Source organism: Xanthobacter aminoxidans (genome assembly GCF_023571765.1).
Lineage (GTDB): Bacteria > Pseudomonadota > Alphaproteobacteria > Rhizobiales > Xanthobacteraceae > Xanthobacter > Xanthobacter aminoxidans.
The window spans coordinates 132,671-156,597 of the sequence record NZ_JAMJXC010000009.1 but is presented as its reverse complement, the minus strand read 5'-3'; the positions used below and the strand labels follow the sequence as shown (position 1 = coordinate 156,597).

Below are 23,927 nucleotides of genomic sequence, written 5' to 3'. Positions count from 1 at the left end.
GGGCCCGACGGGAAGGGCGGATGCCGGACGATGAGCCGGCATCCGGTCGCCCGGGCCTACTTCTTCATGAGCAGAGGGCACTCCCCCTCGGCGAGCGGACGGAATGCATCCTGCGGATCGATGCGGGCGACGATCTCGTAGAGATCCCAGGGCTCTTTCTGCTGCGACGGCGCCTTGATCCGCGCGAGATAGGCGGGGCGCATCAACCGGCCGTCCGCGCGGATTTCGAGGTTGTCGCTGTAGAAATCATTCACCGGCGTCGCCCGCATCTTGTCGACCACCGTCGTGACATCCGTGGTCCCCGCCGCCTTCACGGCTTTCAGATAATGGGTCACCGCGCTGTAGACGCCGGCGTGCGCCTCGGTCGGCATCACCTTGTTGCGAGCGAAGAAGCGGCGCGAGAAAGCCGCCGCTTCGGGGTTCTGGTTCCAGTAGAAGATGGTCGAGAATTCAAGCCCCTGCCCCAGCTGGGTGCCGATGGCATAAGCGTCGGAGACCAGAAGCATGCCCACCACCAGGCGCTGGCGGGGGGTGATCTGGAATTCGGACGCCTGCTTGATGGCGTTCACCGTGTCGTTGCCCGAATTTAGGATGGCGACCGCCTTGGCCCCGAAGCCCTGCGCCTGGAGCAGGAAGGAAGAGAAGTCCGTGGTGCCCTGCGGATGATAGACGACCCCGACCACCTTGCCGCCCCGGGCCTCGATGACCTTGCGCGTCTCGTCCGCCAGCGAGCGCCCGAACGCATAGTCGGAAGCGATCAGGAACCAGCTGTCCACGCCCTGCGCCAGCAGCGTCTTCGGCAAGGCGTTGGCGAACATGTAAGTGTCGTGAGTCCAGTGCAGGCCGTTGCGGGTGCAACTCTTGCCGGTGATCGCCGTGCTCGCCGCCGAGGCGAAGAGCGCGATCCGGTTCTTTTCCGCCGCCAGCCCCTGCACGCTCAGGGCAACCGCAGAATTCCCCATGCCCGTGATCACCTGCACCTGATCCTCGTCGAACCAGCGGCGGGCGATGGCCGCGCCGATATCGGCCTTGTTCTGGTGATCGGCCCCGAGCACCTCGATCGGCCGACCGAGGACGGTGCCGCCGAAGTCTTCCGCAGCCATACGGGCGGCATCGACCGTCGGCGGACCGAGGGCCGACGACAGATAGCCGGAAATGTCGGTAAGCACGCCAACGCGGACCGGGCCGGTCGATCCGTCGGCCGATGCGGCCGGCAACCCGGACACCGCCATAAACCCTGCCGCAAGCGCAGCCAGCAGAACAGCTCGCATGTTTCCTCCTCCTGAAGCTTGATTCATTTTTGAGGCGGCGCGGCATTCCGCCCTTCCCCTACCCTGCCGAAGCGGTGGCCGTGTCCACCTCAGCCCGCTGTCGCAACAGGAACTTCTGGATCTTCCCGCTGGCCGTGCGGGGCATTTCGGCGATGATCTCGAGACGCTCGGGGAAATAGGTGCGGGTCACGCCGCACGCGGCGAGAAAGCGGGTCATCTCGGCCATGTCGAAGCCGTCCGTGCCCCGCAAGGTGACATAGGCACAGGCGCGTTCGCCGAGCCGCGGATCCGGCACGGCCACGATGGCCGCGTCGGCGATCGCCGGGTGGCGGTACAGCACGTTCTCCACGTCCGCGACCGGGATCTTCTCGCCACCGCGAATGACGATGTCCTTGGCGCGGCCGGTGATTCTGAGATAGCCGGCGTCATCCACGTAGCCGAGGTCGCCGGTCTCGAACCAGCCGTCCGCATCGGTGTCGTTGAGGTCGGGACGCTTGAGATAGCCGACGAAATTGAACGGCCCCCGCGCCTGCAATCGCCCCTCCACGCGCGGTGGCACCGGCACGCCGCCAGAATTCACGATGCGGATCTGCGTGCCGGGGAGCGGCGCGCCGTCGGTGGCGGAGACCCGCTCGGCGCTGTCCGAGGGGTGGGAGATGGTGACGAGTGCCACCTCAGTCATGCCCCATGCCGAGCCGATGCGGACGCCGAGGCGCTCCGCCGCTCGTTCCACAAGCACTTTCGGCACCGGCGCTCCGGCGAGCAGGAAGGCGTTCAGCGATCCAAGATCCGCCCCTTCGGCTTCCTGAACGCCGAGGAGATCCGTCAGGAAGGTGGGGGCGGCGACGCTGAACGTGGCGCGTTCCGCCGCGATCAGCTGCGCCGCGCGCTGCGGCACCCACTGGTCCAGGTAGACGACGCGGGCACCGAGGAAGATCGGAAGGAAGATCCCCCAGAGATAGCCGGTCTGGTGCGCGAGGGGCGACGCCATGAAGATCGTGTCGTCGGCGCCGAGACCATTGCGCTCCGCAAAGGCACGGGTCGCGGCGAGAAGCGTGTTCGAGGTCTGCATCACACCCTTGGGCGCGCCCGTGGTGCCCGAGGTGAACATGATTTCCGTGACGGCGTCGGCATGGGTGAAGGTCTTCGGGATGCCCCCACCGGACGGTAGCCCCTCGAAGCCGTCCGGTGCCGCCTCGTCGACCACGACCACATAGCGAAGCCCGGGAAGGTCCTTCCGCAATCCATCAAGGAGAGACGGATAGTCCACCTGCCGGAAGCTGCGGGGAATGAAGAGAATCCGCGTGTCGCACAGGCTGAGTGCCGCCTTCAGCTCATGGGCCCTGGCGGTGGGCATGAGCGGATTGACGATGCAGCCGAGCCGCGTGCAGGCGAGCACGATGGCTGCGAACTGCCACCAGCACGGCAGTTGCACCGACACGATTGTGCCTGGTTGGGCGCCGAGCACGGCAAGGCCGGCGGCGATGCGCTCCACTTCCCCGGCGAGTTCGCGATAGGTGAGGCGCTTCACGTGTCCCCCGTCCTTTCGGGCGGACACGATCGCCTCGGCATCCGGGTGGGCCAGGACGGCGCGATCGAGGCAATCGACGAGGCGTTCGTCCGTCCAGAAGCCCTGCTGCTTCATGCGCGCGATCCGCTCGGACTGAAGCACGATGCCCAGCCGGGCAGCGATCATCTCGGGCGCAAGATCCTGATCCATCTTTCCCCACGATTATGAATAGGCATCCACGTGCCAGATCCCCGCGGGAAAGGTATCAGCGAGGAACTGTTCGCACAATAAAATTGACTACTCATTTATTTTTTGTTCGAGTGCCGATGGAGGGCTCAATGGAAAAGATGATCGAGACCGTGGTGGAAGACGGGGTTGCGCGGATAACGCTCAATCGCCCGCACGTCCTGAACGCGGTCAATCTTCAGATGATCGTGCAGCTTCGTGCGGCCCTGAGCGAACTGCGCCACAATCCCGATGCCCGGGTGCTCCTGCTTACCGGCGCGGGCCGCGCCTTCTGCGCCGGCATCGACCTCGGCGCGCCTTTCATGCAGGAGGAGGGGCAAGCGGACCCGAGCCGGCGGTTCCGGGCCCTGATGGATGACGCGATCAACGGCCTGATGCGTGACCTCTATGCCTTCGACCGGCCGAAGATTGCGGCGGTCAACGGCGCCGCCGTCGGTGGCGGATGCGGACTTGCCCTGGTCTGCGACATGGTTCTCGCGGCGCAGTCGTCCTACTTCCTTTTCCCGTTCGCACCGCGTCTCGCGCGGGTGCCTGACATGGGGATGACCTGGTTCCTGCCGCGACTTCTCGGCCGCAGCCGGGCCCTCGGCCTTGCCATGCTTGGCGACCGGTTGCCGGCGGCACAGGCGGAGCAGTGGGGCCTCGTCTGGAAGTGCGTCGAGGACGAGGCGCTGCAGGGCGAAGCGACGGCACTGGCGCATCGCCTCAGAGAAGGCCCGCCGCGGGCGTTCGCCGAACAGACCCGGATTCTCGATGCCGCCCCCTTCAACTCGTTCGGCGATCAGCTGGACCTTGAACGGGACGTTCAGGCCGCACTGGTCTGCACGCCGGATGCCATTGAGGCGGTCCGGGCTTTCCGGGAGAAGCGCACAGCCTATTTCGGCTGGCCGGCGAACCCCACCGAAGGCCAGTCCCAACAAGAGACCCAGCCGCGCGCGAAACATCGCGAAGGCGGCGCCTGAGCCTCCCGAAGGCGGCGTCAGACCGCGCGGCCAGGACAACCCGAACCGACACAACAAGAATGGGAGGAGAACAAAATGGATCGCAGGACTTTTCTGAAGGTCGGCGCCGGTGTTGCGGTGATGTCTCCGGGTATCGCGCTGGCCAAGGACGATTTCCCGAACCGTCCGATCCGCCTCGTCGTGGGATTTCCGCCGGGCGGTCAGTCCGACATCTTCGCGCGGCGCTACGCCGAACGTGTCAGCCCCCTCCTCGGCGTCCCGGTCGTCATTGACAACAAGCCCGGAGCCTCGGCGAGCATCGCAAATGCGTCGGTGGCGCGGTCTACGCCGGATGGGTACACGCTGTCGTTCGCCACATCGAGCCTGATCCTCTACGCCCTTCTGAACTCCAAGGCCGGTTACGACCCCGTTACGAGCTTTAGCCCCATCGCGATCGTGGGGGAGACGCCGATGGTCATCGGCGTCAACAAGGCCAAACTTCCGGTCGAGAATCTCGAAGCCCTCATCCGGGAGATCAAGGCCAATCCGGGGAAATACTCTGCCGCGTCCACCGGCATCGGCGCCATCGCCCACTATTCGCTCGAGCTTTTCAAGATGGAGGCGGGCGGCCTCGACCTCGTCCACGTGCCCTACACCGGAGGCGCGGCAGCCCTTTTGGGTCTCATCAGGGGAGAGGTGGACCTCTTCATCGAAACGCTGACGAGCATGCTGCCCTATTCCCAGGAGAGCGGCCCCCTTCGCCTGCTCGCCTATTGCAGCGACAAGCGGGCCTCATACGCGCCCGCCATACCGACGACCCGCGAGGCGGGCCTTCCCGGCATGCTGGCCAGCACCTTCAATGCCGTCCTCGCTCCGGCCGGCACCCCGGCCGCGGTCGTCGGCAAGCTGGCGGACATCACGCACGACGTCATGTCCAAGACCGCCTTCCAGGACGAGATTCGCGCCTCGCTGATCGACCCGATCGCGGATTCGAACCCTGTCAGCGCGAAAGACTACATCGCCAGCAATCTGGAAAAATGGCGGCTCGTCACGGCGAAGGCGAAGATTTCGCTGGAATGAGGCACAAGCCGGGATGCCTCAGTCCACGACATAGTTGAGGCAGAAGCGGCCGCCCTCCACATTGACCACCTCGCCGGTCATGAAGCTCGAGTCCGGGCCGGCGAGGAAGGCCACCACGCCTGCGATCTCCTCGGGAGTTCCCACCCTGCCGATTGGCGTGCGGGACAGGATGCGGCGGCGCGCGGCTTCGTCTCCCAGCAGCCTCTCCCGGGTCATTTCCGTCACGACCGTACCCGGCGCAACGGCATTGACGCGGATGCCGTGGCCGGCAAGGCCGAGAGCCATGGATCTGGTCAGCGACACGACCGCCCCCTTGGACGTCGCATAGGGGACGCTGGTCGGCGTCGACATGGTCGCGCTCACGGAGGCGATGTTGACGATGGCGCCCCCGCCGTTTCCCATCATCAGCCGTGCCGCAGCCTGCCCGCACAGAAGGACGGACTTGACGTTGACCCGGAGCGTCTCGTCGAGGACGGCTTCTGTCAGCTCAAGGAAGTGGGCGGGAATGTTGATGGCGGCATTGTTGACCAGCACGTCGAGCCGGCCATGTTCAGCCCTTACCGCCTCGAAGACGGCGGCAACCGCCGCGGCCGAGCCGACGTCGCACGCCATGAAGGAGGCCCGGGGTCCCAGCGAGCCGCCGGTGTCCTTGGGTTCGACACGGTCAAGCAGGATGGTGGAATAGCCATCGGCGAGGAAACGCCGGGCGCAGGCAAACCCGATGCCCCGCCCGGCTCCCGTCACCACCGCGACTCTTGAATCTACGCGGGAATTCATCGGCATGTCCTCCGAAAGTATGGCCTGCGTGAAGACCGGGCAGCGAGGCCGGCGGCGCCATCAACGCCGAAGGCCCCACACTTCAGCCGCGGCTGACGGGAGGCGTCGGAAGGGGAACGGACGAGGTCAGGCCGCCATCGACCGGGAGGATCACACCCGTGATCCAGCGGGCCGCCTGGCTCGCCAGGAACAGGGTCGCATAACCCACGTCCCACCCCGTCCCCTCGATCTTCAGGAGGTTGTTCTCCCGGCGCTGCAGCCGCATCTCCTCCGACATGCCACGGGCTGTGACCATCGGCGTGAAGACGTTGCCCGGCATCACACTGTTCACGCGAATGCCCGCCGGCCCATAGTGCGATGCCATGGCGGTGGTCATTCCCAGCACAGCGCTTTTCGTGGCGGGGTAGCACAGGCTCGGATGTCCGCCGCGTTGCGCCACGATCGAAGAGACATTGACGATCGCCGCGGCGGACGAACGCCGCAGCGCGGGAACCGCATGACGGGCCATCAGCATCACCGACTTCACGTTGATCCGGAAGGCCTCGTCCCAGGCCTCCGGATCGACGTCCTCGGCGGTCCCGGCGGGGCCGACGATCCCGACATTGTTCACGAGCACGTCGAGCTGCCCGAACCGCTCCAGCGCGCCATTCACGATCTGCGCGCAGCCGGCCGGGTCCCCCACGTCCGCGACCACCCCCAGGCCGGGAACACCGGTCTCGGCGATCATCGCCAGCGTGGCGTCGAGCGCCGAAGCGTCGCGATCCGCGGCCACGACGCGCGCGCCCGCCTGCGCCATCAGCACCGCGATGGCGCGGCCGTTGCCGATCCCCTCGCCGCGCGATCCCGCACCGGTCACGACGACGGTGCGGCCATCCAGCCGAAACGGGTCCTGCGCGGCATGACGCGGGGCCGCGTGATCGGTCTGCCGGGGGGTCAGAGGGTCGCCTCGCTGCCGAGGATCACCACGGCCTGGCTGGACAGCATCCCGCCGTTCCCTTGAGCGAAGGCGAGGTTCACGTCGGCCACCTGCCGCGCACCCGCCTCCCCGGCCAGCTGGCGGGTCGCCTCGATGATCGTGAACAGCCCATACATCCCGGGATGGACACACGAGAGGCCGCCGCCATTGGTGTTGACCGGCAGCCGGCCGCCAGGTCCGATTGCGCCATTCTCCACGAAGCGGCCGCCCTCGCCCTTCGGGCAGAAGCCGGCATCCTCCAGAAAGAGAATGGTGTTGATGGAGAAGGCGTCATAAAGCTCGACCACGTCGATGTCCGCCGGCTTCACCCTAGCCTGCGCGTAGGCGCGGGGCGCAGCCTCGGCCACGCCCGTCACCGTGAGGTCGGGCATGTTGGTGATGTCGCGGTGCGTGACGGCGGAGGCCGCGCCGAGCACGTAGGCCGGCTTCGGCGTGAAGTCCCGCGCCCTGTCCGCCCGCACCATCACGATGGCACCGGCCCCGTCCGTGACGAGGCAACAATCCCTGAGCCCCAGCGGATCGGAAACCAGGCGCGCCGCGAGGCAGTCCTCAATGGTGAGGTCATCCCGCATGAATGCTTCCGGATTGAGCTTCGCCCAGCCGCGCGCGGCCACGGCGACCTCCGCGAGCTGCCGCCGCGTGGTGCCGTAGAGATGCATGTGGCGCGAGGCGGCAAGCGCATAGGAGGAGATCGGCAGGAGCTGCCGGTAGGGTCCCTCGTAGGGGGACGGGCGGTTCGACTGGACCAGCTTTCCCGAGGCGGTGCGCTGGTTGGACCCATAGGCGATGAGGGCCACGTCGCACTGGCCGGCGGCCAGCGCCATCGCGGCCCAGGCGACATGGGTCTGGAAGGCCGACCCGCCGGTGCGGTTGTTGTCCGAGATGCGCGGCTTGATGCCGAGATACTCCGACAGGGTCAGCCCGGAGAGATAATCGTCGGGCAGGCCGATGAATACGCCATCCACGTCTGCCGGCGTCAAGCCCATGCGCGAGAGCGCGGCCACGCTCGCGTGCGCGGCGAGGTCCATGGAGCTGAGGCCCGGCGCCTCGCCCAACCCGTAGGTGGCATTGCTGACAATTGCGGTTCGACCGCGGGGAAAGGTGTCGTCCACGCTCTCGATCCTATCCTCAGGTATTGGCGGGCTTGAACACGACGAGGGGCGCTCCGTCGCGCTCGATGATGGCAGCCTGGACCGGCATGCCGATGCGGATGTCCTCGTTCTCCATCTCGACGACGGTGGACATCATGCGAGGCCCCTCGGCGAGATCGACCAGAACGACGTTGTAGTGCGGCGTGGGCGGGCGCTGGCGCACGATGGTGCAGGCATAGATCGATCCCCGGCCCGAGGCTTCCACCCACTCGAGGTCGGTGGCTCCCGTCCGAGGCTCGGCGACGCGGGGATAGAAGACGTACCCACCCGTCGACCGAGACCTGAGAAGCATCAGCTTCCCCTTCGAAAGAAACTCCATGTAGTCCTGGAGTGGACGAATGTATCCCATGAGGCCTCCTGTTCGGCCGTCCCGATTGCTAGGAAAAAGGGGTGAACCCGCCTCAGACAGCGAGAAGGGAGCGGCTGATGATGTCGCGCTGGACCTCGCTGGTGCCGCCGAAAATCGTTACCGGTCGCGAGATCAGGTAGAGATGGTTGAGTTCCTCGAACAGCACGCGCGTGGGCTGGTCGTGATGTCCGGCCTGGTAGGGGGTCAGCACCTCCACCGCATACTCCGCGGTGCGCTGGAAAAGCTCGGTGGATACAAGCTTCATCATGGAGAACTCGCTGTCGAGCTTCTCGCCGGAGACAAACCGCCCGCACAAGTCGGCATAGAGCAAACGCGCGACGTCAAGCTCGGACGCGAACCCCTTCATCCGGGCCGCAAACACGGGATCATCCGCGATGCCGCAGCGCTCCGCGAGGCTGTTCAGCATCTTCAGCGCGAGATCCGCGAGGAAAGGGCTTCCGATGCTGGTCCGCTCGAACTCCAGAAGAGACTTCGCGATGGTCCACCCCTCGTCCAGCGTGCCAAGAAGCTGCGAGGACGGCACCCGGACATCGTCGAAGAAGACTTCGCCGAACTCGCTATCGCCTGCAATATTGCGGATGCCGCGCCGCGTGATTCCAGGCGTCTCAATGTCTATGAGAAGAAAGCTGATGCCCTGCTGCCTGCGCTCGTAGCGCCCGGTGCGGACCAGGGTGAAGATGTGCGTTGCGTCCTGAACGAACGTGGTCCAGATCTTCTGGCCATTGACGATAAAGTCGTCCCCGTCACGCACCGCTGTGGTCCGCAGGCTGGCGAGATCCGATCCTGCATTCGGCTCGGAGTAGCCCTGACACCAGAAATCCGAGCAATCAAGAATGCGCGGCAGCAAAGTGGCCTTCTGCTCCTGCGTGCCATGACGCATGAGCATGGGGCCGAGCAGGGTTTCACCAAGGTCGAGCCAACGTGTGACACCAAGCCGTTCCAGCTCTTCGCGATAGATGAGCTGCTTGGCGAAGGACAGGCCCATGCCGCCGTGCTCTCGCGGCCAGCCCGGGGCGCGCCAGCCATGGACATTGAGCTTGCGCAGCCACGCCTTCAGGGGGGCTCCGGCCAGCCGTCGCGCCGGACGCAGCATCTGCACATCGCAATGCTCTTCCAGCCACGCGCGCCACGCGGCCCGGAATTCGGCATCCGCCAGTTCCGACCGATGCACCACGACGGAAGCGGAAATCTCTTCAAGCCGATTCACGGTCGCGTCCTCTCCCCTGGGTCGAGGTGGTCCGGTGAAGGCGCGCGCTGCCGAGCCATGCGGCCCCGGTCAACGCGGCCTTGTGGTAGAGCCCGATGTCGGCTTCATCGGAGAAGCCCATCGCGCCGTGCAGCTGAATGCCGGCACGGCTGGTTGCCACCGCCGCCTCCGATGCGCTCGCCTTGGCGGCGCTGATGGCTTGGTCTCCGGCCCCATGGGGACGACGAGCGTCCCGCAGCGCGGCCCGGGCCAGTTCAAGACCGATCTTCAGGTCCACCGCCCGATGCCTGAGGGATTGAAAACGCGCGATCGCGCTGCCGAACTGGACCCGCGTCTCCATGTATCGCAATGAGATGTGCAGGCTCGCCTTGGCGATGCCGTACAGCTGCGCCGCCAGAGCGAGCTGGCCGCCGGCGATCATCCGCGCGGTTGCCCGCTCCACCTCGTCACCCCGAGCCAGAACCGCAGTCTCATCCAGGCGGACCTGCGCAAACGACACGGCGCCCATGCGGGTGCCGTCGACGAGCAGGACCTGCTCCACCTCCACGCCCCGCAACGCGGGATCCACGCGCAGCAACGCGCTCGCCCCGTCGAGCACGGCCGTGACGAGCCATTCGCCCGCGCTGGCAATGGCCGGAACGCAGACCTTGCGCCCGCGCAGCACAAGGTGATCACCGTTCCGCTCGACCACGGCATCCCTTGGAAGAGGAGCGAGGTTCTCCGCGGCCTCCTGCCAGGCGACGGTCACAAGGCGCTCCCCTGCGGCGATACCGGCTGCGATCTCATCCCCGGCACCCGGCAGGGCGGCGAGGAGCAGCGACGGCATCAGCGCCATGGCGATGAAGGGGTCGGGAAGGAGCGCGGCACCGAACGCCTCGGTGAGCACGCAGGCCGCGGAAGCGTCCATCCCGAGCCCGCCCTGGGCCTCGGGCAGACACATGCCGAGCCACCCCTGCTCGGCCATGGCGGCCCATATGTCCGGATCAAGGGCCGGACCGCCCGCGCGCAGCCGCCCGCTGGATGCGCGCGCCGCAAGGAAGGCCTCCGCGCTATCCCCGAGCAACCGCAATTCGCTGTCATCGACCATCTGGTCGTCTGGAAGCAACATAGCCGTCACGTCTTTTCCGCCCCTCAGAGACCATCCGCCAGGACGAGACGGGATTTCGTCGTTGCGCGACGAAGATCTCGCGGCGCCCGATACGCATCCGATTCATAGAACTGCATGGCGACGTCCATCGATGGGAACTCGATAACGACGATGCGGCCGGGCTGTTTTTCCCCTTCGACAAGCCGTGTTTCGCCGCCGCGAGACAGATAGCGCCCCCCGAACGCGGAAATCGCTGCAGCGGCCTGGGGCAGATAGGTCGACGCGGCTTCCGCATCGATCTGATCCACCTCGCAAATCAAATACGCCGCCATTCGCGTCTCCCTGCCTGCATTTCATGGAATGCCTCGTGCCACGACGTGTCGCGGCCGATTTATGAACAGTGATTTATTGTGGGACCGCGAATGTCAATGCCACGCCCGTCTCCAGGTCGCACGAACCTCAAAATGACACCATCGTGCAATCGATGGGGCGACCATTGACTTTATGCGTACACTCAACACCATCCTGCTCTCTGGCGGGATGCGCAGCAGCCGCTTCACGCCACCTGAGTGTCGCGTGGGATCTACGCTAGGAATGAATATATATTCATAAATTTCTCAGATCGCCGATCGCTTGAGGCGGAACAGAGAGGGAGGATTCCTTGCAGAAGCCACTTCGTCGTAGCTTGGCGACCCTGATCGCATTGGCTCTGGGGGCGGCCGCTCCGATCACCGCGGCCCGCGCCGCCGACTACCCGACCCGACCCGTAACGGTCGTGGTGCCCTATGCACCCGGCGGCCAGACCGACGCCTTCGCCCGCATCATGGCCGAGGCACTGCGGGAGAGCCTGGGCCAGCCGGTTATCGTCGACAACAAGCCCGGCGCGGGCACCATGATCGGCTCGGAATACGTGGCCAGGGCCGCACCCGACGGCTACACCATCCTGGTGGCGACGCCAGGCGTCGTCGTCGCGCCCTCGCTGTACAATTCGACGAAGTATGACGTGGTCAAGGACTTCCAGCCCATCACGCTGGCCTGCTCGATTCTCATGGTCCTTTCGGTCAACCCGAACAAAATGCCCGTGAAGAACGTCGGCGGCTTCATCTCCGCGCTGAAGGCAAACCCGGACAAGTATTTCTATGGCACGGCCGGCGCCGGATCATCTCCTCACCTGATCGGCGAATGGTTCAAGAAGCTGACCAGCACGCAGATGACCCATGTGGCCTTCAAGGGAAGCGCCCCTGCCGTGACGGCCCTCCTCTCGGGACAGATCGACCTGATGTTCGATGCCTATGCGTCGCAGGCAGAACTTGCGAAATCGGGAGGCATCAAAATCCTCGCCGTGACGTCGGATCAGCGCTCCGACCTGATTCCAGACGTACCGACGTTGAAGGAATCCGGCGTCACGGATCTCGTGGTGCTCCCCTGGACCGGCGTCATCGCCCCCAAGGGCCTCGACCCTGCAGTCACCGCTCGCCTGGACAGCGCCATCCGCAACGCCCTGACCAAGCCGTCCGTCGCGGAAAAGCTGGCCAAGATCGGCCTTGACTGCAAAAAGCCGATGGACAGCGCCCAATTCAAGGCTTTCCTCGCGCCGGATGTTCAGATGTGGAAGAACATGCTGAGCATTTCCGGCGCGAAGCTCGAGTAATCGCTGGCGCCAAACCCAACGCTGACGAGGGGCTGCCCCCGCGCACCCCTCATGCCCCTCGGCGGAAGCTCAGGCCGCGCTCGGCTGCAGGTGCCCCGCCGCAAAACTCACCGAAGGCCCGCCTTCGCCGCAAGGCCGCACCAGATGGCGGGCAATTTCCTCCCGCACGATGGCGACAAAGTCGCTCTCCATTTCCTCGATCACGTTCGTGCGGCCACCGAGCCCGACCACCAGCGGACGCGAAGTCAACTCCGCCGGCAACCTGATGGCGATCGAGCCGAAATTGTCGACCACCCGGTTCTTGGAAACGCAATACCCGCGGCGACGGATCGCCGTCAGCTCGTTGAGCAGTTCGAGAAGGTCGATCCGCACCGCATCGCTGGATGCGTAGGCGTTCAGCCGATGGACCAGGCTTCTCACCTCCCCATCGGAAGAGGCCGCCAGCAGCACGCGCCCGGCACCCGAGGAAGCAAGCGGTCGCTTCATGCCGATCTGGATGTGGTACGCGATGGCGTCCGGCTGCTTCAGTACGTGAATATATTGCGCGAAATCGCCGTTGCGCGCGGCGATCAAGGCCAGTTGGCCGGTCCGACGATGGACCGCCCGCATCATTCGCAGGAGCGCCCCGTCCTCAAAGAGCGGCGGACTGATCCAGTTCCCCAGCAGGCCCACCCGGTCGGTCGGAAGGTAGGTGCGAGCCTTGGCATCGAACTGCAGATAGCCCATGGCAACCATGCTGCGCAAAAGGGCAGCCGTGCTCGACTGAGGATATCCAAGGGCTTCCGACACGGTCACGACATTCGTCGGCTGCCGCACCTCGTCAAAGAACTCGAGGATCTCCAGCGTTCTGACGGCGGACTTGACGACATGGGCCTCATCGCGACCTGACGGCGAACCTCGCATCAGCATGGCATCCTCCCATTGGCGGGGCAGCTTGTCGCCGCCTCCACGTCTGTTGTTCGCTAGGAGAATGCAAGCGGGCAATAATGTCAAGATATTGACGGACACCCCCTCAGGAACCCCTTGCTGATCCTGCCGCAGCGCAGCGCAGAAAGGCAAAGAGTGCCCGAAAGACAGGTTGGAGATCCAACGGCCCATCCGCCCCCAAGAACGGCGTCTTCCCCCGCCGGATTGCAGATCACGCGATAATTTCCATCCCCCTGCGAATAAGAAACGCCCGGTGGTGACTTCACTCTTTTCGTCCGATGATCCGTTGGATACCGCCGTCACGCCGAGTGCCAAAGATCATGTCTCTTCCCTCGACAGAAGTAGAAGCCGAGATCCGCCTGAACATCGAGGGTGGCGTTGCCACGATCCTCCTCAACCGCCCGGACAAGCTCAACGCCTTCAACGACCCCATGCTGACGCTATGGGAAGCCGCCATCCGCGAGGTCGCAGCGGACGACGCGGTGCGGGCGGTGATCCTGACGGGGGCGGGACGCGCGTTTTGCAGCGGTGGCGACGTGGACAAGATGGGCAGCGCCGAGATGACGCCGCTGCAGGTCAAGGAGCGTCTGACAAAGGGCATCCAGCGCATCACCCACGCCATGGCCGCCCTCGACAAGCCGGCGATCGCGGCGATCAACGGCGTTGCGGCGGGAGCGGGCCTCGACATCGCCCTCATGTGCGACCTGCGTTTCATGGCGCTGGGCGCCAAAGTCGCTGAAACCTACTTCAAGCTCGGGCTCGTGCCGGGTGCCGGAGGCGCTCATTACCTGCCGCGGATCGTCGGGCCCGCAAAGGCACTCGAGATGTTCTGGAGCGCGGACTATGTGGGCGCCGAGGAATGCCTGCGCATCGGGCTCGTCAACCGCATCTATCCTGATGACGAGCTCATGGAGCAGGCGCGCGCGTTCGCCCGCCGCATCGCCGCCGGCCCTCCGCTCTCGGCGCGGCTCATCAAGCGCGCGGTCTACCAGGGCCTCGACACCGACCTCTCCACCAGCCTCGACCTCGTTTCCTCCCACATGACCATCGTGCGGTCGAGCCGCGACCACGTGGAGGCCGTCGCCGCCCTGCGGGAGAAGCGCGCCCCGCGCTTCGAAGGCCGCTAGCCCTACCCTCCCGGAGTTTCCTAGCCCATGTCGTTCGCATACCCGGAACCGAAGCTCTACATCGACGGCGAGTGGACCGCCGGCTCGTCCGGCATCACCCGGCCGGTGTTCGATCCCGCGACGGAGGAAGAGATCGGCCGCCTGCCCGTGGCAGGCGCAGCAGATCTCGACAAGGCCGTGATGGCGGCGAGCCGGGCGCTTCCCGGATGGCGGAGCACACCGCCGCTCAAGCGCTGCGACATCCTCATGAAGGCGGCGGCGCTGTTGCGTGAACGAATAGAGGAAATCGCCTGGCTGACGACCCGCGAACAGGGGCAACCCATTGGGGATTCGAAGGTTCACATCCTGCGGGGCATCGAGATCATCGAATGGGACGCCCAGGAAGGCCGGCGGCTCTACGGGCGGATCATCCCGTCCGAACCGGGCCTGCGCCAGATGGTGGTGCGTGAGCCCGTCGGGGTCGTGGCGGCGTTCGCGCCCTGGAACGCGCCGGTGTTCACTCCATGCCGCAAGATCGCGAGTGCCCTCGCGGCCGGCTGCACGCTGGTTCTCAAGCCCGCGGAGGAGACCCCGGCGAGCACGTTGGCGCTGGTGCAGACCTTCATTGATGCCGGGGTGCCGCCCGGCGTCCTCAACGTCGTGTTCGGCGACCCGGCGGCCATCTCCGAACACCTCATCGCTGCGCCGCAGGTGCGCCTCGTCACGTTCACCGGCTCGGTTCCGGTCGGCAAGCACCTGGCCCAGCTCGCCGCGCGCGAAATGAAGCCCACCATCATGGAGCTGGGCGGCCACGCCCCGGTCATCATCTGCGAGGACGCGGATGTGGAGACGGCAGCGACCCGCATCGCCGGCACCAAGTTCCGCAATGCCGGCCAGGCCTGCCTTTCGCCGACGCGGCTCTATGCCCATCGGTCGGTTTACGACCGCTTCGTGGATCAGTTCGCAGCTCTTGCGAGGAAGATCCCCGTCGGGCCGGGCGTGGCGGCGACGACCGCCATGGGGCCGCTCGCGAATGCCCGCCGCCTTGCCGCCGTCGATGAACTGGTGACCGATGCGGTGCGCCGGGGCGGGCGCGCGCTGGCAGGCGGCAGCCGGATCGGCAACACGGGGTACTTCTACGCTCCGACCGTGCTCGTCGATGTCCCGGAGGATGCCCGCATCCTGAACGAGGAGCCCTTCGGCCCGGTCGCCATCATTGCGCGATACGACGACGAGGCGGAGGTGCTGGTGCGTGCGAACGCCCTGCCCTACGGGCTCGCGGGCTACGTCTTCACCCGCTCGGCCGCCCGGGCGGACAAGCTCGCCGGCGCGCTCGAATGCGGCACGGTGGGCATCAACCATCTCGTCGTCTCCACCGTCGGCATCCCGTTCGGCGGCGTGAAGGAAAGCGGGCACGGACGCGAGGGCGGCGTCGAGGGCGTTGAGGGATACACCGTCAGCAAGACGGTCACGCATCTTCTGCAGTAAGCGGCGGAGAGGAAACATGTCGACACCTGCACCCCTGACCTGGTTCATAACCGGCTGCGACAGCGGCATGGGCTACGCCTTCGCCGAGGTCGCGCTGGAGCACGGCGAGACGGTCGTCGCCACGGCGCGCGACACGGCCAATCTCGCAGACCTGGTGACTCGCTTCGGCGACCGGCTCCTCGCCCTGGAGATGAACGTCACACGGCCCGATCAGATCGCCGCCGCCGTTGCCGAGGCCGAACGGCGGACCGGCGGCATCGATGTGCTGGTCAACAATGCGGGCTACGGCCTGATGGCCGCCGCCGAGGAAACGACACCCGACGAGTACCGACCGCTCTTCGATGTCAATTTCTTCGGCCTCGCGGAAGTGACGCGGGCCGTGTTGCCCGGCATGCGCAGCCGCGGGCGCGGGCACATCATGAACACGTCGTCCAGCGGCGGCTATTCGGCATCTCCGGGCTTCGCATTCTACGCCGCCACGAAGTATGCCGTGGAAGGCTTTTCGGATGCGCTCGCCCAGGAGGTCGCCGTCTTCGGCATCAAGGTCACGATCCTGGAGCCCGGATCGATCAGGACCCGGTTCGCCGGCACCTCGCTCCAGCGTCCGCGCCATCCCATCGCGGCCTACCAATCCGGTGCGACCAAGACCACCCTCGACCGCATGAACGCGCGGGATGGACAGCAGCCGAACGATCCCAGAAAGGTCGGGGAAGTGCTGCTGAAGATCGCCCGCATGCCCGACCCGCCGGGCCGCCTTCCGCTCGGCGAGGATTCCCTCGATCGCCTCCGTCGCAAGGCCGCGGCCGTCGCCAACGAGTTCGAGACATTCGCCGAGATTTCGCTCTCCGTGGCCTACAAGGCTTAGGCGGCGGAGCGCGGCAGGCTGCGGCCGGGAGCCAGCCTCAGGCCCGGCCGCTGCCCTTCTCGGTAAAGGCCTTCATGCGGCGGGTACGTTCCTCGGTCCCGAACAGGGCCAGATTGGCGTTACGCTCCAGGGCAAGGGCGGCGGCCAGCGAAGCATCAGGCCCGAGCTGGACGACCTCCTTGATCTGGCGGACCGCGAGCGGCGGCATCGCGGCAATAGAAGCGGCCAGCGCCAACGCGGCCGCCACCGCATCGTCCGCCGCGACTTCGCAGACGATCCCCATGGCCTGCGCCGCGCGTGCGGACAGGCGATCTCCGGTGAGGAGATAGCGAAGAGCCCTTTGGCGGCCTGCAAGCCGCACCAGGCGCTGCGTGCCGCCGGCGCCGGGCAGGATGCCGAGCCGGATCTCGGGAAGGCCGAACACCGCCCCCTCGCTGGCGACCACCAGATCAGCCGCCAGCGCGATCTCCATGCCTCCGCCGAGCGCATAGCCATCGACGGCCACCACCAGCGGCTTGCGCAGCGCGCCGAGGGTTCGCCAAAGCGGATGCTCGCGCATCGCGAGCTGCTCCTCGACGGTGACGGCGCCGAGTTCCTTGATGTCGCCACCGGCACAGAAGGCTTCAGGGGTGCCGGTCAGGACAATGACGCGCACGTCGCTCGCCCGCTCCGCATCCAGCAGGGCAGCATCGAGGGCATCCTTGAGCGCGCGACTTAAGGCATTGCGCGCCTCGGGGCGGTTGAGCCTCACGAGCGACACGCCGTCAGCGGGACGCTCGACCTTGACGATGGACTCCATGGGTCGGGCTCGCCATTTCGGGGAAGGGAAGGATCGTGGGAAAGGCGCGGGACGAACCACGTCCGGCAACGCCGGCCTGCTCCCAACGGACAGGCGGAGTATGGAGCCGGGCCCACGCGCCGTCATGCCCGACCGCAACCGATATGTGTTGATTATCCCTGGCCTGCGTCTTCGCGCTCCACGGCTTTGGCAGGTTGCCGATAATGCGGCTCGGGTCCGCGCCGCCGACGGATCAGGCCTGCGCGGCTCCGGGCGGCGTGCCGCCTTCCTGATCCACAGCGAAAGTGCGTCTTCCATGCGACCGCAGATCTTCAAAACGCGGATCACCGAGCTTCTCGGCATCCGACATCCTATCCTGTGCGGAGGGCTCGGGCCGGGCGTGTCAGACGCAGCCTATGTTGCCGCCGTGGTGAAGGCCGGCGGAATGGGCTTCATCGTCTCGTCCGGCGAGACGGACTGGGTCGAGGAACAGGTGCGCACCTGCCGCGCGACGCTCGGTGATCTCGGCTTTGGGGTCAACATCTACATTTCGCGCTTCGACGAAGGCATCGAGCGGGCCCGCCGACTCATCCCCCTGCTCGCGGACAATCGCGTCTCCTGCGTGGAGACGGCCGGCGCCTCGCCCGAGCCGATCATCCCGGCGCTGCGGGAAGCGGGCATCAAGATCATCCATAAGGTGCCGGCCGTGAAATATGCGCGCAGCGCGGCGCGCCTCGACGTCGATGCGATCACCGTGGTCGGCGCCGATTGCGGCGGCCATCCGGGTGTCTTCATGATCTCCACCATGGTTCAGGCCCCGGTGGCGGCACGGGAGATCGATCTGCCGCTCGTCGTGGGCGGGGGCATAGGGACGGGCAGCCAGCTCGCAGCCGCGCTCGCCATGGGCGCGGACGCGATCATCATGGGCACCCGCATGCTGGTGGCCGAGGAATTGTGGATTCACCCGTCCTACAAGCAGTTCATCGCCGAGAGCGATGGAACCCAGAGCGTGGTGGTGAAGCAGATTCTGCGCGATCACCACCGGGTGCTCGAAAATGACAGCGCCCGGGACCTGCTGGCCCTGGAAGACCGGAAGGTGACGGATTTCGACGCCTACCGGCCCCACGTCGCTGGCAAGCTCGCCCGCGAAGCCTACCGCACCGGCGACCGGTCCCGGGGCATGCTCGACTTCGGGCCGGCGGCCGCCTTCGCCACGTCGATCCAGAGTGTGGAGACGATCTTCGACGACATGCTGGACGGGGCTTGCGCAGCCATATCCAGAATGTCCGCCCTCACGGCCCGGCAGGTGCAGGACGCAGACGCGGTGGGGTGACAGATATGTGTCGATTGATCAAGGGGGCTTTACGAACACTGGCTGCGCGCAGCGCGAACACCTAAAATTGCCTCAGATCTATAGGAACGGAGCATATGGCCAGATGAATTCAACCGTATTTTCGTCTGGCCAGAAAGCATTCGCTGTTCCCAAGCCCGATCTTAAGGCCCTCATTGATCCGTCATCCATCGTGGTGATCGGCGCCTCGCCCGATCCCACCCGGATCGGCGGACGGCCTCTCGCGCAGATGCGCGACTATGGCTATTCCGGCTCCATCTACTGCATCAATCCCCGCTATCGGGAGGTGCAGGGCTTTCCCTGCTATCCCGATGTCGCCTCCCTGCCCGCGACGCCCGACGCGGCCCTGCTCTCGGTCAACGCCGATGCCGGCCTCGACGAGATCGAGCGCTGCGCCGCGCTGGGGGTGAAGGCGGCCATCGTCTTCTCCGCCGGCTTCGCCGAACTCGGCACCGAGGAAGGCATCGCCCGGCAGGTCCGGCTGAGGGATATCGCCGCGCGCACCGGCATGGCGATCATCGGTCCCAACTGCCTCGGCGTCGCCAACTTCAACAGCGGAGCCATCGCCAGCTTCAACCTGTTCGCCCCCCAGTCCGGCTCCAAGCGCGCGGCCATCGTGTCCCAGAGCGGGGCGCTGGCAGCCGCCATCTACGCCAGCGCCAGCCAGGCCGGCTTTGGCATCAGCCATGTGGTCACGACCGGGAACGAGGCCTGTCTCGACCTGTCGGACTTCATCGAATATTTCGCGGACGCTCCCGACATCGACGTCGTCCTCTCCTATGTGGAACAGGTGCGGGACGGCCCCCGCTTCCTTGCCGCGGCGCGGCGTCTGAAGCGCAACGGCAAGCTGCTCGTCGCCTACAAGGTCGGACGCAGTGCCAAGGGCGCGGAGGCGGCGCAGTCCCACACCGCCGCGCTCGCCGGCAACGACCGGGCGTATCGCGAGGCGTTCCGGGCAGCGGGGGTGATCGAGGCGCGCAACGTCGCGGAACTCGTGGACATTTCCTACCTGCATCGCTTCGCGGCGGGCACCCCCGTGGGTGGCGTCGGTGTCCTCTCCGTGTCGGGAGCGGCGTGCGTCGCGCTCGCCGACGAGTTCGCCGAGGGAGGCCATCCGCTGCCGACGTTCGATGCCGAACTCCAAAAGGAGCTGCGGACTCTCGTCCCTGCCTACGGCATGGTGGCTAACCCCGTGGACATGACGGCCAATGTGGTCAACGACGATGCCACCCTGCCAACACTGGTGCGTCTGGTGGGACGCTCGGATGCCGTGAGCGCAATTGTCACCTGCGGCTCAGCGAATGTCATGCGCAAGCCGTGGGCGGACATCGCGCGGGACCCCGAACGGCCGAAAAAGCTGCTCATTACGGTCGACACGCTGTGCAATGCACGGGAGGAGGCGGAAGCCAGCGGCTTCGCCTATTTCAACGACATGACCCGCGCCGCGCGTGCCCTCTGTGCCTACCTCAGCAATGCGAAGGCAGCAGCGGAGGACGCGCACATTCCGCCCTCTCCCGCTGTTCTGTCGGCGCGCACCAGCCTCGCGCGATTGAAGGAGGCCGGACGTACCGCGCTGAGCGAGGTGGAGGGCAAGGCGCTACTCCAGGAGATCGGCGTCGATGCCGTTACCGATCGGCTGGTCCATTCGCCGGAGGAGGCGGCCGCAGCCGTCCTCGCCCTCAGGGAGCCGGCGGTCCTGAAGCTCGTCAGTCCGGATGTCCTGCACAAAACGGAAATTGGCGGCGTCCGGCTGGGCGTGGCGGGCGAAGCGGCGGCGCGCGCGGCCTATGACGACATCCTCGCCGGCGCCCGGCGCCTGGCACCCGACGCCCGCATCGACGGCATCTCGGTGCAGCCATATGTAACCGATGGCGTCGAAGTGCTGGTCGGCTTCACCCGCGATCCGGTTTTCGGCTGGATGGTGACGGTCGGTCTCGGCGGCGTCTTCACAGAACTCCTGGGCGACGCGGAAACCCGCCTCGCGCCCGTCAGCCCCCAGGTCGCGGAAGAGATGTTCCGCAGCCTCAAGGGCTTCGCGCTGCTTGACGGCTTCCGTGGTGCGCCGAAGGCGGACGTGGCAGCCGCCGCCCACGCCGTTGCGCTGCTTTCGCAGTTCGCCGTCGCTGCAGGCGACCTCATGAGCGAGTTCGAGATCAATCCGCTGCTGGTGCGCCCGAAGGGCGCCCTCGCCGCTGATGCCGTGGTGGTGCTCTCGCCCGAAAATTGAAGGCGCTCAGGGCGCAGCACTTCCAGACGGGATGGCAGATGATCGGAGGTGCATCATGATGAGGTGGGCCTTGGCCTCACTGTTCGCCGCGATTTCGATCGCCTGCGCGGCAGCCGAGCCTGTAACCCTGCGGGTGGGGGTCTGCGCGCCCACGGTCAGCGTCAGCCTCGCACCGTTCGCGGTCGCGGAAAAACTCGGCTACAGCGAACGGGAGAACCTGCGCTTCGACTTCATCGTGGCGGGAACCTCGACCGATTGCGCGAAGTATCTGGCCACGCGCCAGTTTGACACCGCACAATTCTCCATCGAGCAGATCATCGCGATGCGTCTTCAGGGCGTCAGGATGACGACCTTCTACACGTTCAGCCAAGGCAACGTCTACGGCATCGCCGTGCCGCAGGACAGCGCCATCAAGACCCTCTCGGACCTCAAGGGCAAACGCATCGGCGTCACGTCCATGAGTTCGGTCGGCGTGCTGAACGGGCGGGCGTTCCTCGCGACCGTCGGCCTCAATCCGCAGACAGACGTCGCCTTCTCCGCCGCCGGCACCGGCGCCCAGGCGGCCGCCCTGCTCAATCGCGGGCAGGTCGACGCCGTGAGCATGTTCGACACCCAGTTCGCAATGATCGGGAATGCCGGAACCCCGCTGCGGCTCCTCCCTCTCCCACAGGAATATCGGGCGTTTCCCACGACCGGCTTCGTCGCGTTGGAATCGACGCTGCGGGACAAGCGCGCGGCCTTGGAGGCGCTGGGCCGGCTGTGGGCCATGGGCTCCGAATTCACCCAGGCCAATCCCGAGGCCGCCGTGCGGATGGCATGGGACTACTTTCCCCAATTGAAGCCCGTCGGCACACCCGAAGAACAGGCGCTGGCCAACGAGGTTGCCGTGCTGAAAGCGCGCCTCGCCAACTGGGATCTCGCCCTGGGCGGGGTCTCGGACTGGGGCGAGAGCAATCCGGCCCACTATGCCGCCTACGTCGACTTCCTGCTGAAATGGAAAATGATCCAGCCCGGCATTCCCCCCACCGATCTCTACACCAACGCTCTGGTGCCGGCCTTCAACCGCTTCGACCAGCAAGCCGTCCTGAAGGCCGCCGCCGACTGGAAGAAATGAAGGGTCGCCGAAGCGGGCCCTGCCGGGAACTGAGGAGCAACGCGATCATGATCGAAGCCGACGAAGACCGCGTGCTCTGCACGCGAGAGGGGCCCCTCGCCATTCTTACCCTGAACGAACCGAAGCGGATGAACGTGTATTCGCCACAGCTGCGCGACCAGCTTCTGGGGCGCCTGCGCGACCTGAACGATGACGACACCTGTCGCGCCATCGTGCTCACCGGGGCCGGCGGACACTTTTCGGCCGGCGGCGACATCGCGAGCTTCAACGAGCGCGACGCGCTGGCGATGCGCTCGCGCATGGAGCGGACAAGCATGCAGCTGGTCCGCCTCCTGATCGCCGGACGCAAACCCGTCATCACGGCCGTGGAAGGCAATTGCTACGGCGCCGGTCTTTCGCTGATGTCGGCCTCCGACTACGCCGTGGCGGCGCGCGACGCGAAACTGTGCTGCGCCTTCATCCGGATGGGCTTCATCCCCGATCTCGGAACCCTGTGGAGCCTGCCGCGCCGGGTCGGGCTCGGCAAGGCCAAGGAGCTGACGGCTCTGGCGAGCGTGCTGGACGGAGCGGAAGCCGGTCGCATCGGCCTTGTGGACGAAGTTGTCGAGCCGGGGGCCGCCCTCGCCGCCGCGAAGGCGGTCGCACTGCGTTTTGCGAAGGCCTCACCGCCCGCGATGGCCATGCTGAAGGAAGCCTTTTCCGAGGGCCTCGAGGCCGCGCTTCGCCAGGAGATCGCCTTTCAGCCCATGCTCGCGATGTCCGAAGAGCATGCTGAAGCCAAGCGCCGCTTCCTTGAGGCGCGAGACCGAAAGACGTCGGCGGAATAGAGGGTGTTTGCCCCGCCGCTCCCGATCACCGCACAAGGTCCGGGACGGGGCGCATGGATCGGCGCCCCCTCACCCCGCCAGGGCGACCGGGCGCAGGCCGGTGCCGACGGGACCGTTGCCCCGCCCCGGCGAGGCGAACAGCCTCTGGACACCGTCCCGGAGCAGGTTCGCAAACGCGGTTTCGTTGCGGCGCAGGGTCATCGACGTGCTGGCGATCCCCAGGGCGAAGCCCGGACGGGTGTCGCGTGTCACCGGGACCGATATGACGCCCCCGCCATGCGTCACCGCGTCCAGCGTCATGGCATAGCCGTTCTGGCGGATGGAATTGATGGTCCCCATGACCTCGGCAGCGTCGACCCGTCCCGCATCATCGACAGAGGCATTGAACCGCCGTATCAGCTTCGCCACCTCAAGGTCCGAATGCATGCTCAGGAGCGTGCGTCCCGTGCCGGAACGCAGAAGGCAACGTTCCGTGCCAACGGTGATGTGGCGCCGGCCCGGCTTGGCGGCCTGAACCACCTGAATGAACTTGGCGTGCATGCCGACGCGCTGTGCCAGCACGACGAACTCGCCGCTCTCGGCGGAAATGCGCTCCATGAGCGCGCGCAATTGTCCACGTCCGAACAGGCTGTGGTCCATCCAGCTCCCGAGCATCGCGACACGGTAGGAGAGGGCGTAGGTCCGGCGCGGAGTCAGCTCCAGGAAGCCGAGCTCCACGAGGCTTTTCAGGATGACGCCGATGCTCGATTGAGGCGACCGCAGCGCTTCGGCCACCTCGACGATGCTGACATCTCTTTGGACGTCATCGAAATATTCCAGAATTTGCGCGGTTCGTCCGGCCGATTTCACAACCGTGGACGGGAGCGACGGAAACGCGCCGATCCGCTCCTTGTCGAGCCTCTGAGCTGGAGGTCTGCCCATGAAACGCTCCTACTGAAACGCTCCTGTTAAGCGGACGGCAACAGTGGTCACGGTGC

At 66.2% G+C, this 23,927-nt stretch carries 22 protein-coding genes; 10 read left to right on the top strand and 12 right to left on the bottom strand.

Going from position 1 to position 23,927, the window contains the following annotated elements; translation table 11 throughout:
- Positions 1-56: 56 nt before the first annotated feature.
- Positions 57-1,271, bottom strand: coding sequence for an ABC transporter substrate-binding protein (locus EJ105_RS15435; protein WP_250167060.1), 1,215 nt, complete (start codon positions 1,269-1,271; stop codon positions 57-59).
- Positions 1,272-1,329: 58 nt separating this feature from the next.
- Positions 1,330-2,991, bottom strand: a complete 1,662-nt coding sequence (locus tag EJ105_RS15430; protein WP_250167059.1) for an AMP-binding protein — start codon at positions 2,989-2,991, stop codon at positions 1,330-1,332.
- 128 nt (positions 2,992-3,119) lie between these two features.
- Between EJ105_RS15430 and EJ105_RS15425 the strand changes: the two genes are divergently transcribed.
- Positions 3,120-3,989, top strand: coding sequence for an enoyl-CoA hydratase-related protein (locus EJ105_RS15425; protein ID WP_250167058.1), 870 nt, complete (start codon positions 3,120-3,122; stop codon positions 3,987-3,989).
- Between the two features lie 75 nt (positions 3,990-4,064).
- On the top strand, positions 4,065-5,048 hold the full coding sequence (locus EJ105_RS15420) for a Bug family tripartite tricarboxylate transporter substrate binding protein (protein ID WP_250167057.1): 984 nt from the start codon (positions 4,065-4,067) through the stop codon (positions 5,046-5,048).
- Between the two features lie 18 nt (positions 5,049-5,066).
- On the opposite strand, the gene EJ105_RS15415 is transcribed toward EJ105_RS15420, so the two are convergent.
- The 7 genes from EJ105_RS15415 to EJ105_RS15385 all read right to left on the bottom strand — a co-directional run bounded on the left by EJ105_RS15415 (position 5,067) and on the right by EJ105_RS15385 (position 10,948).
- Positions 5,067-5,825: an SDR family NAD(P)-dependent oxidoreductase gene (locus tag EJ105_RS15415; RefSeq protein ID WP_250167056.1), complete on the bottom strand. Its 759-nt coding sequence runs from the start codon at positions 5,823-5,825 to the stop codon at positions 5,067-5,069.
- An 82-nt stretch (positions 5,826-5,907) separates the two neighbouring features.
- On the bottom strand, positions 5,908-6,681 hold the full coding sequence (locus tag EJ105_RS15410; RefSeq protein WP_250167055.1) for an SDR family NAD(P)-dependent oxidoreductase: 774 nt from the start codon (positions 6,679-6,681) through the stop codon (positions 5,908-5,910).
- Positions 6,682-6,758: 77 nt separating this feature from the next.
- The gene (locus tag EJ105_RS15405) at positions 6,759-7,913 is read right to left on the bottom strand and encodes a thiolase (RefSeq protein ID WP_250167054.1); all 1,155 of its coding nucleotides are present in this window, start codon (positions 7,911-7,913) and stop codon (positions 6,759-6,761) included.
- A gap of 16 nt (positions 7,914-7,929) precedes the next feature.
- Entirely contained in the window at positions 7,930-8,301 is a 372-nt protein-coding gene (locus EJ105_RS15400; protein WP_250167053.1) for a Zn-ribbon domain-containing OB-fold protein, read from the bottom strand.
- A 52-nt stretch (positions 8,302-8,353) separates the two neighbouring features.
- Positions 8,354-9,529 carry an acyl-CoA dehydrogenase family protein gene (locus EJ105_RS15395; RefSeq protein ID WP_250167052.1) on the bottom strand — a complete coding sequence of 392 codons (1,176 nt, stop codon included), beginning with the start codon at positions 9,527-9,529 and terminating at the stop codon, positions 8,354-8,356.
- Positions 9,516-10,616 carry an acyl-CoA dehydrogenase family protein gene (locus EJ105_RS15390; protein WP_250167051.1) on the bottom strand — a complete coding sequence of 367 codons (1,101 nt, stop codon included), beginning with the start codon at positions 10,614-10,616 and terminating at the stop codon, positions 9,516-9,518. The genes EJ105_RS15395 and EJ105_RS15390 overlap by 14 nt, the downstream gene beginning before the upstream one ends.
- A gap of 44 nt (positions 10,617-10,660) precedes the next feature.
- A complete protein-coding gene (locus EJ105_RS15385; RefSeq protein ID WP_029557336.1) occupies positions 10,661-10,948 on the bottom strand; it encodes a DUF1330 domain-containing protein in 288 nt (95 codons plus the stop codon).
- 353 nt (positions 10,949-11,301) lie between these two features.
- On the opposite strand from EJ105_RS15385, the gene EJ105_RS15380 reads away from it, so the two are divergent.
- A complete protein-coding gene (locus EJ105_RS15380) occupies positions 11,302-12,267 on the top strand; it encodes a Bug family tripartite tricarboxylate transporter substrate binding protein (RefSeq protein WP_250167050.1) in 966 nt (321 codons plus the stop codon).
- Between the two features lie 69 nt (positions 12,268-12,336).
- On the opposite strand, the gene EJ105_RS15375 is transcribed toward EJ105_RS15380, so the two are convergent.
- Positions 12,337-13,176 (bottom strand): IclR family transcriptional regulator, encoded by an 840-nt coding sequence (locus EJ105_RS15375; protein WP_250167049.1) that lies wholly within the window; start codon positions 13,174-13,176, stop codon positions 12,337-12,339.
- Between the two features lie 338 nt (positions 13,177-13,514).
- Here EJ105_RS15375 and EJ105_RS15370 point away from each other — a divergent pair, with 338 nt between their 5' ends.
- The 3 genes from EJ105_RS15370 to EJ105_RS15360 are packed head-to-tail and all read left to right on the top strand — an operon-like array spanning position 13,515 to position 16,653.
- Positions 13,515-14,321: an enoyl-CoA hydratase/isomerase family protein gene (locus EJ105_RS15370; protein ID WP_250167048.1), complete on the top strand. Its 807-nt coding sequence runs from the start codon at positions 13,515-13,517 to the stop codon at positions 14,319-14,321.
- Between the two features lie 27 nt (positions 14,322-14,348).
- Positions 14,349-15,788: an NAD-dependent succinate-semialdehyde dehydrogenase gene (locus tag EJ105_RS15365; protein WP_250167047.1), complete on the top strand. Its 1,440-nt coding sequence runs from the start codon at positions 14,349-14,351 to the stop codon at positions 15,786-15,788.
- A gap of 16 nt (positions 15,789-15,804) precedes the next feature.
- Positions 15,805-16,653: an oxidoreductase gene (locus EJ105_RS15360; protein WP_250167046.1), complete on the top strand. Its 849-nt coding sequence runs from the start codon at positions 15,805-15,807 to the stop codon at positions 16,651-16,653.
- A gap of 37 nt (positions 16,654-16,690) precedes the next feature.
- Here EJ105_RS15360 and EJ105_RS15355 read toward each other — a convergent pair whose 3' ends face one another.
- Positions 16,691-17,452: an enoyl-CoA hydratase-related protein gene (locus EJ105_RS15355; protein WP_250167045.1), complete on the bottom strand. Its 762-nt coding sequence runs from the start codon at positions 17,450-17,452 to the stop codon at positions 16,691-16,693.
- A 124-nt stretch (positions 17,453-17,576) separates the two neighbouring features.
- Between EJ105_RS15355 and EJ105_RS15350 the strand changes: the two genes are divergently transcribed.
- The 4 genes from EJ105_RS15350 to EJ105_RS15335 all read left to right on the top strand — a co-directional run bounded on the left by EJ105_RS15350 (position 17,577) and on the right by EJ105_RS15335 (position 22,950).
- Positions 17,577-18,764: an NAD(P)H-dependent flavin oxidoreductase gene (locus EJ105_RS15350; protein ID WP_250167044.1), complete on the top strand. Its 1,188-nt coding sequence runs from the start codon at positions 17,577-17,579 to the stop codon at positions 18,762-18,764.
- A 103-nt stretch (positions 18,765-18,867) separates the two neighbouring features.
- The gene (locus tag EJ105_RS15345; protein WP_250167043.1) at positions 18,868-21,009 is read left to right on the top strand and encodes an acetate--CoA ligase family protein; all 2,142 of its coding nucleotides are present in this window, start codon (positions 18,868-18,870) and stop codon (positions 21,007-21,009) included.
- A 70-nt stretch (positions 21,010-21,079) separates the two neighbouring features.
- The gene (locus EJ105_RS15340; RefSeq protein WP_250167042.1) at positions 21,080-22,123 is read left to right on the top strand and encodes an ABC transporter substrate-binding protein; all 1,044 of its coding nucleotides are present in this window, start codon (positions 21,080-21,082) and stop codon (positions 22,121-22,123) included.
- Between the two features lie 47 nt (positions 22,124-22,170).
- Positions 22,171-22,950, top strand: coding sequence for an enoyl-CoA hydratase/isomerase family protein (locus tag EJ105_RS15335; RefSeq protein ID WP_250167041.1), 780 nt, complete (start codon positions 22,171-22,173; stop codon positions 22,948-22,950).
- A gap of 69 nt (positions 22,951-23,019) precedes the next feature.
- Here the strand turns inward: EJ105_RS15335 and EJ105_RS15330 are convergent, their stop codons facing one another.
- The gene (locus EJ105_RS15330) at positions 23,020-23,871 is read right to left on the bottom strand and encodes an IclR family transcriptional regulator (protein WP_250167040.1); all 852 of its coding nucleotides are present in this window, start codon (positions 23,869-23,871) and stop codon (positions 23,020-23,022) included.
- Between the last annotated feature and the right edge of the window lie 56 nt (positions 23,872-23,927).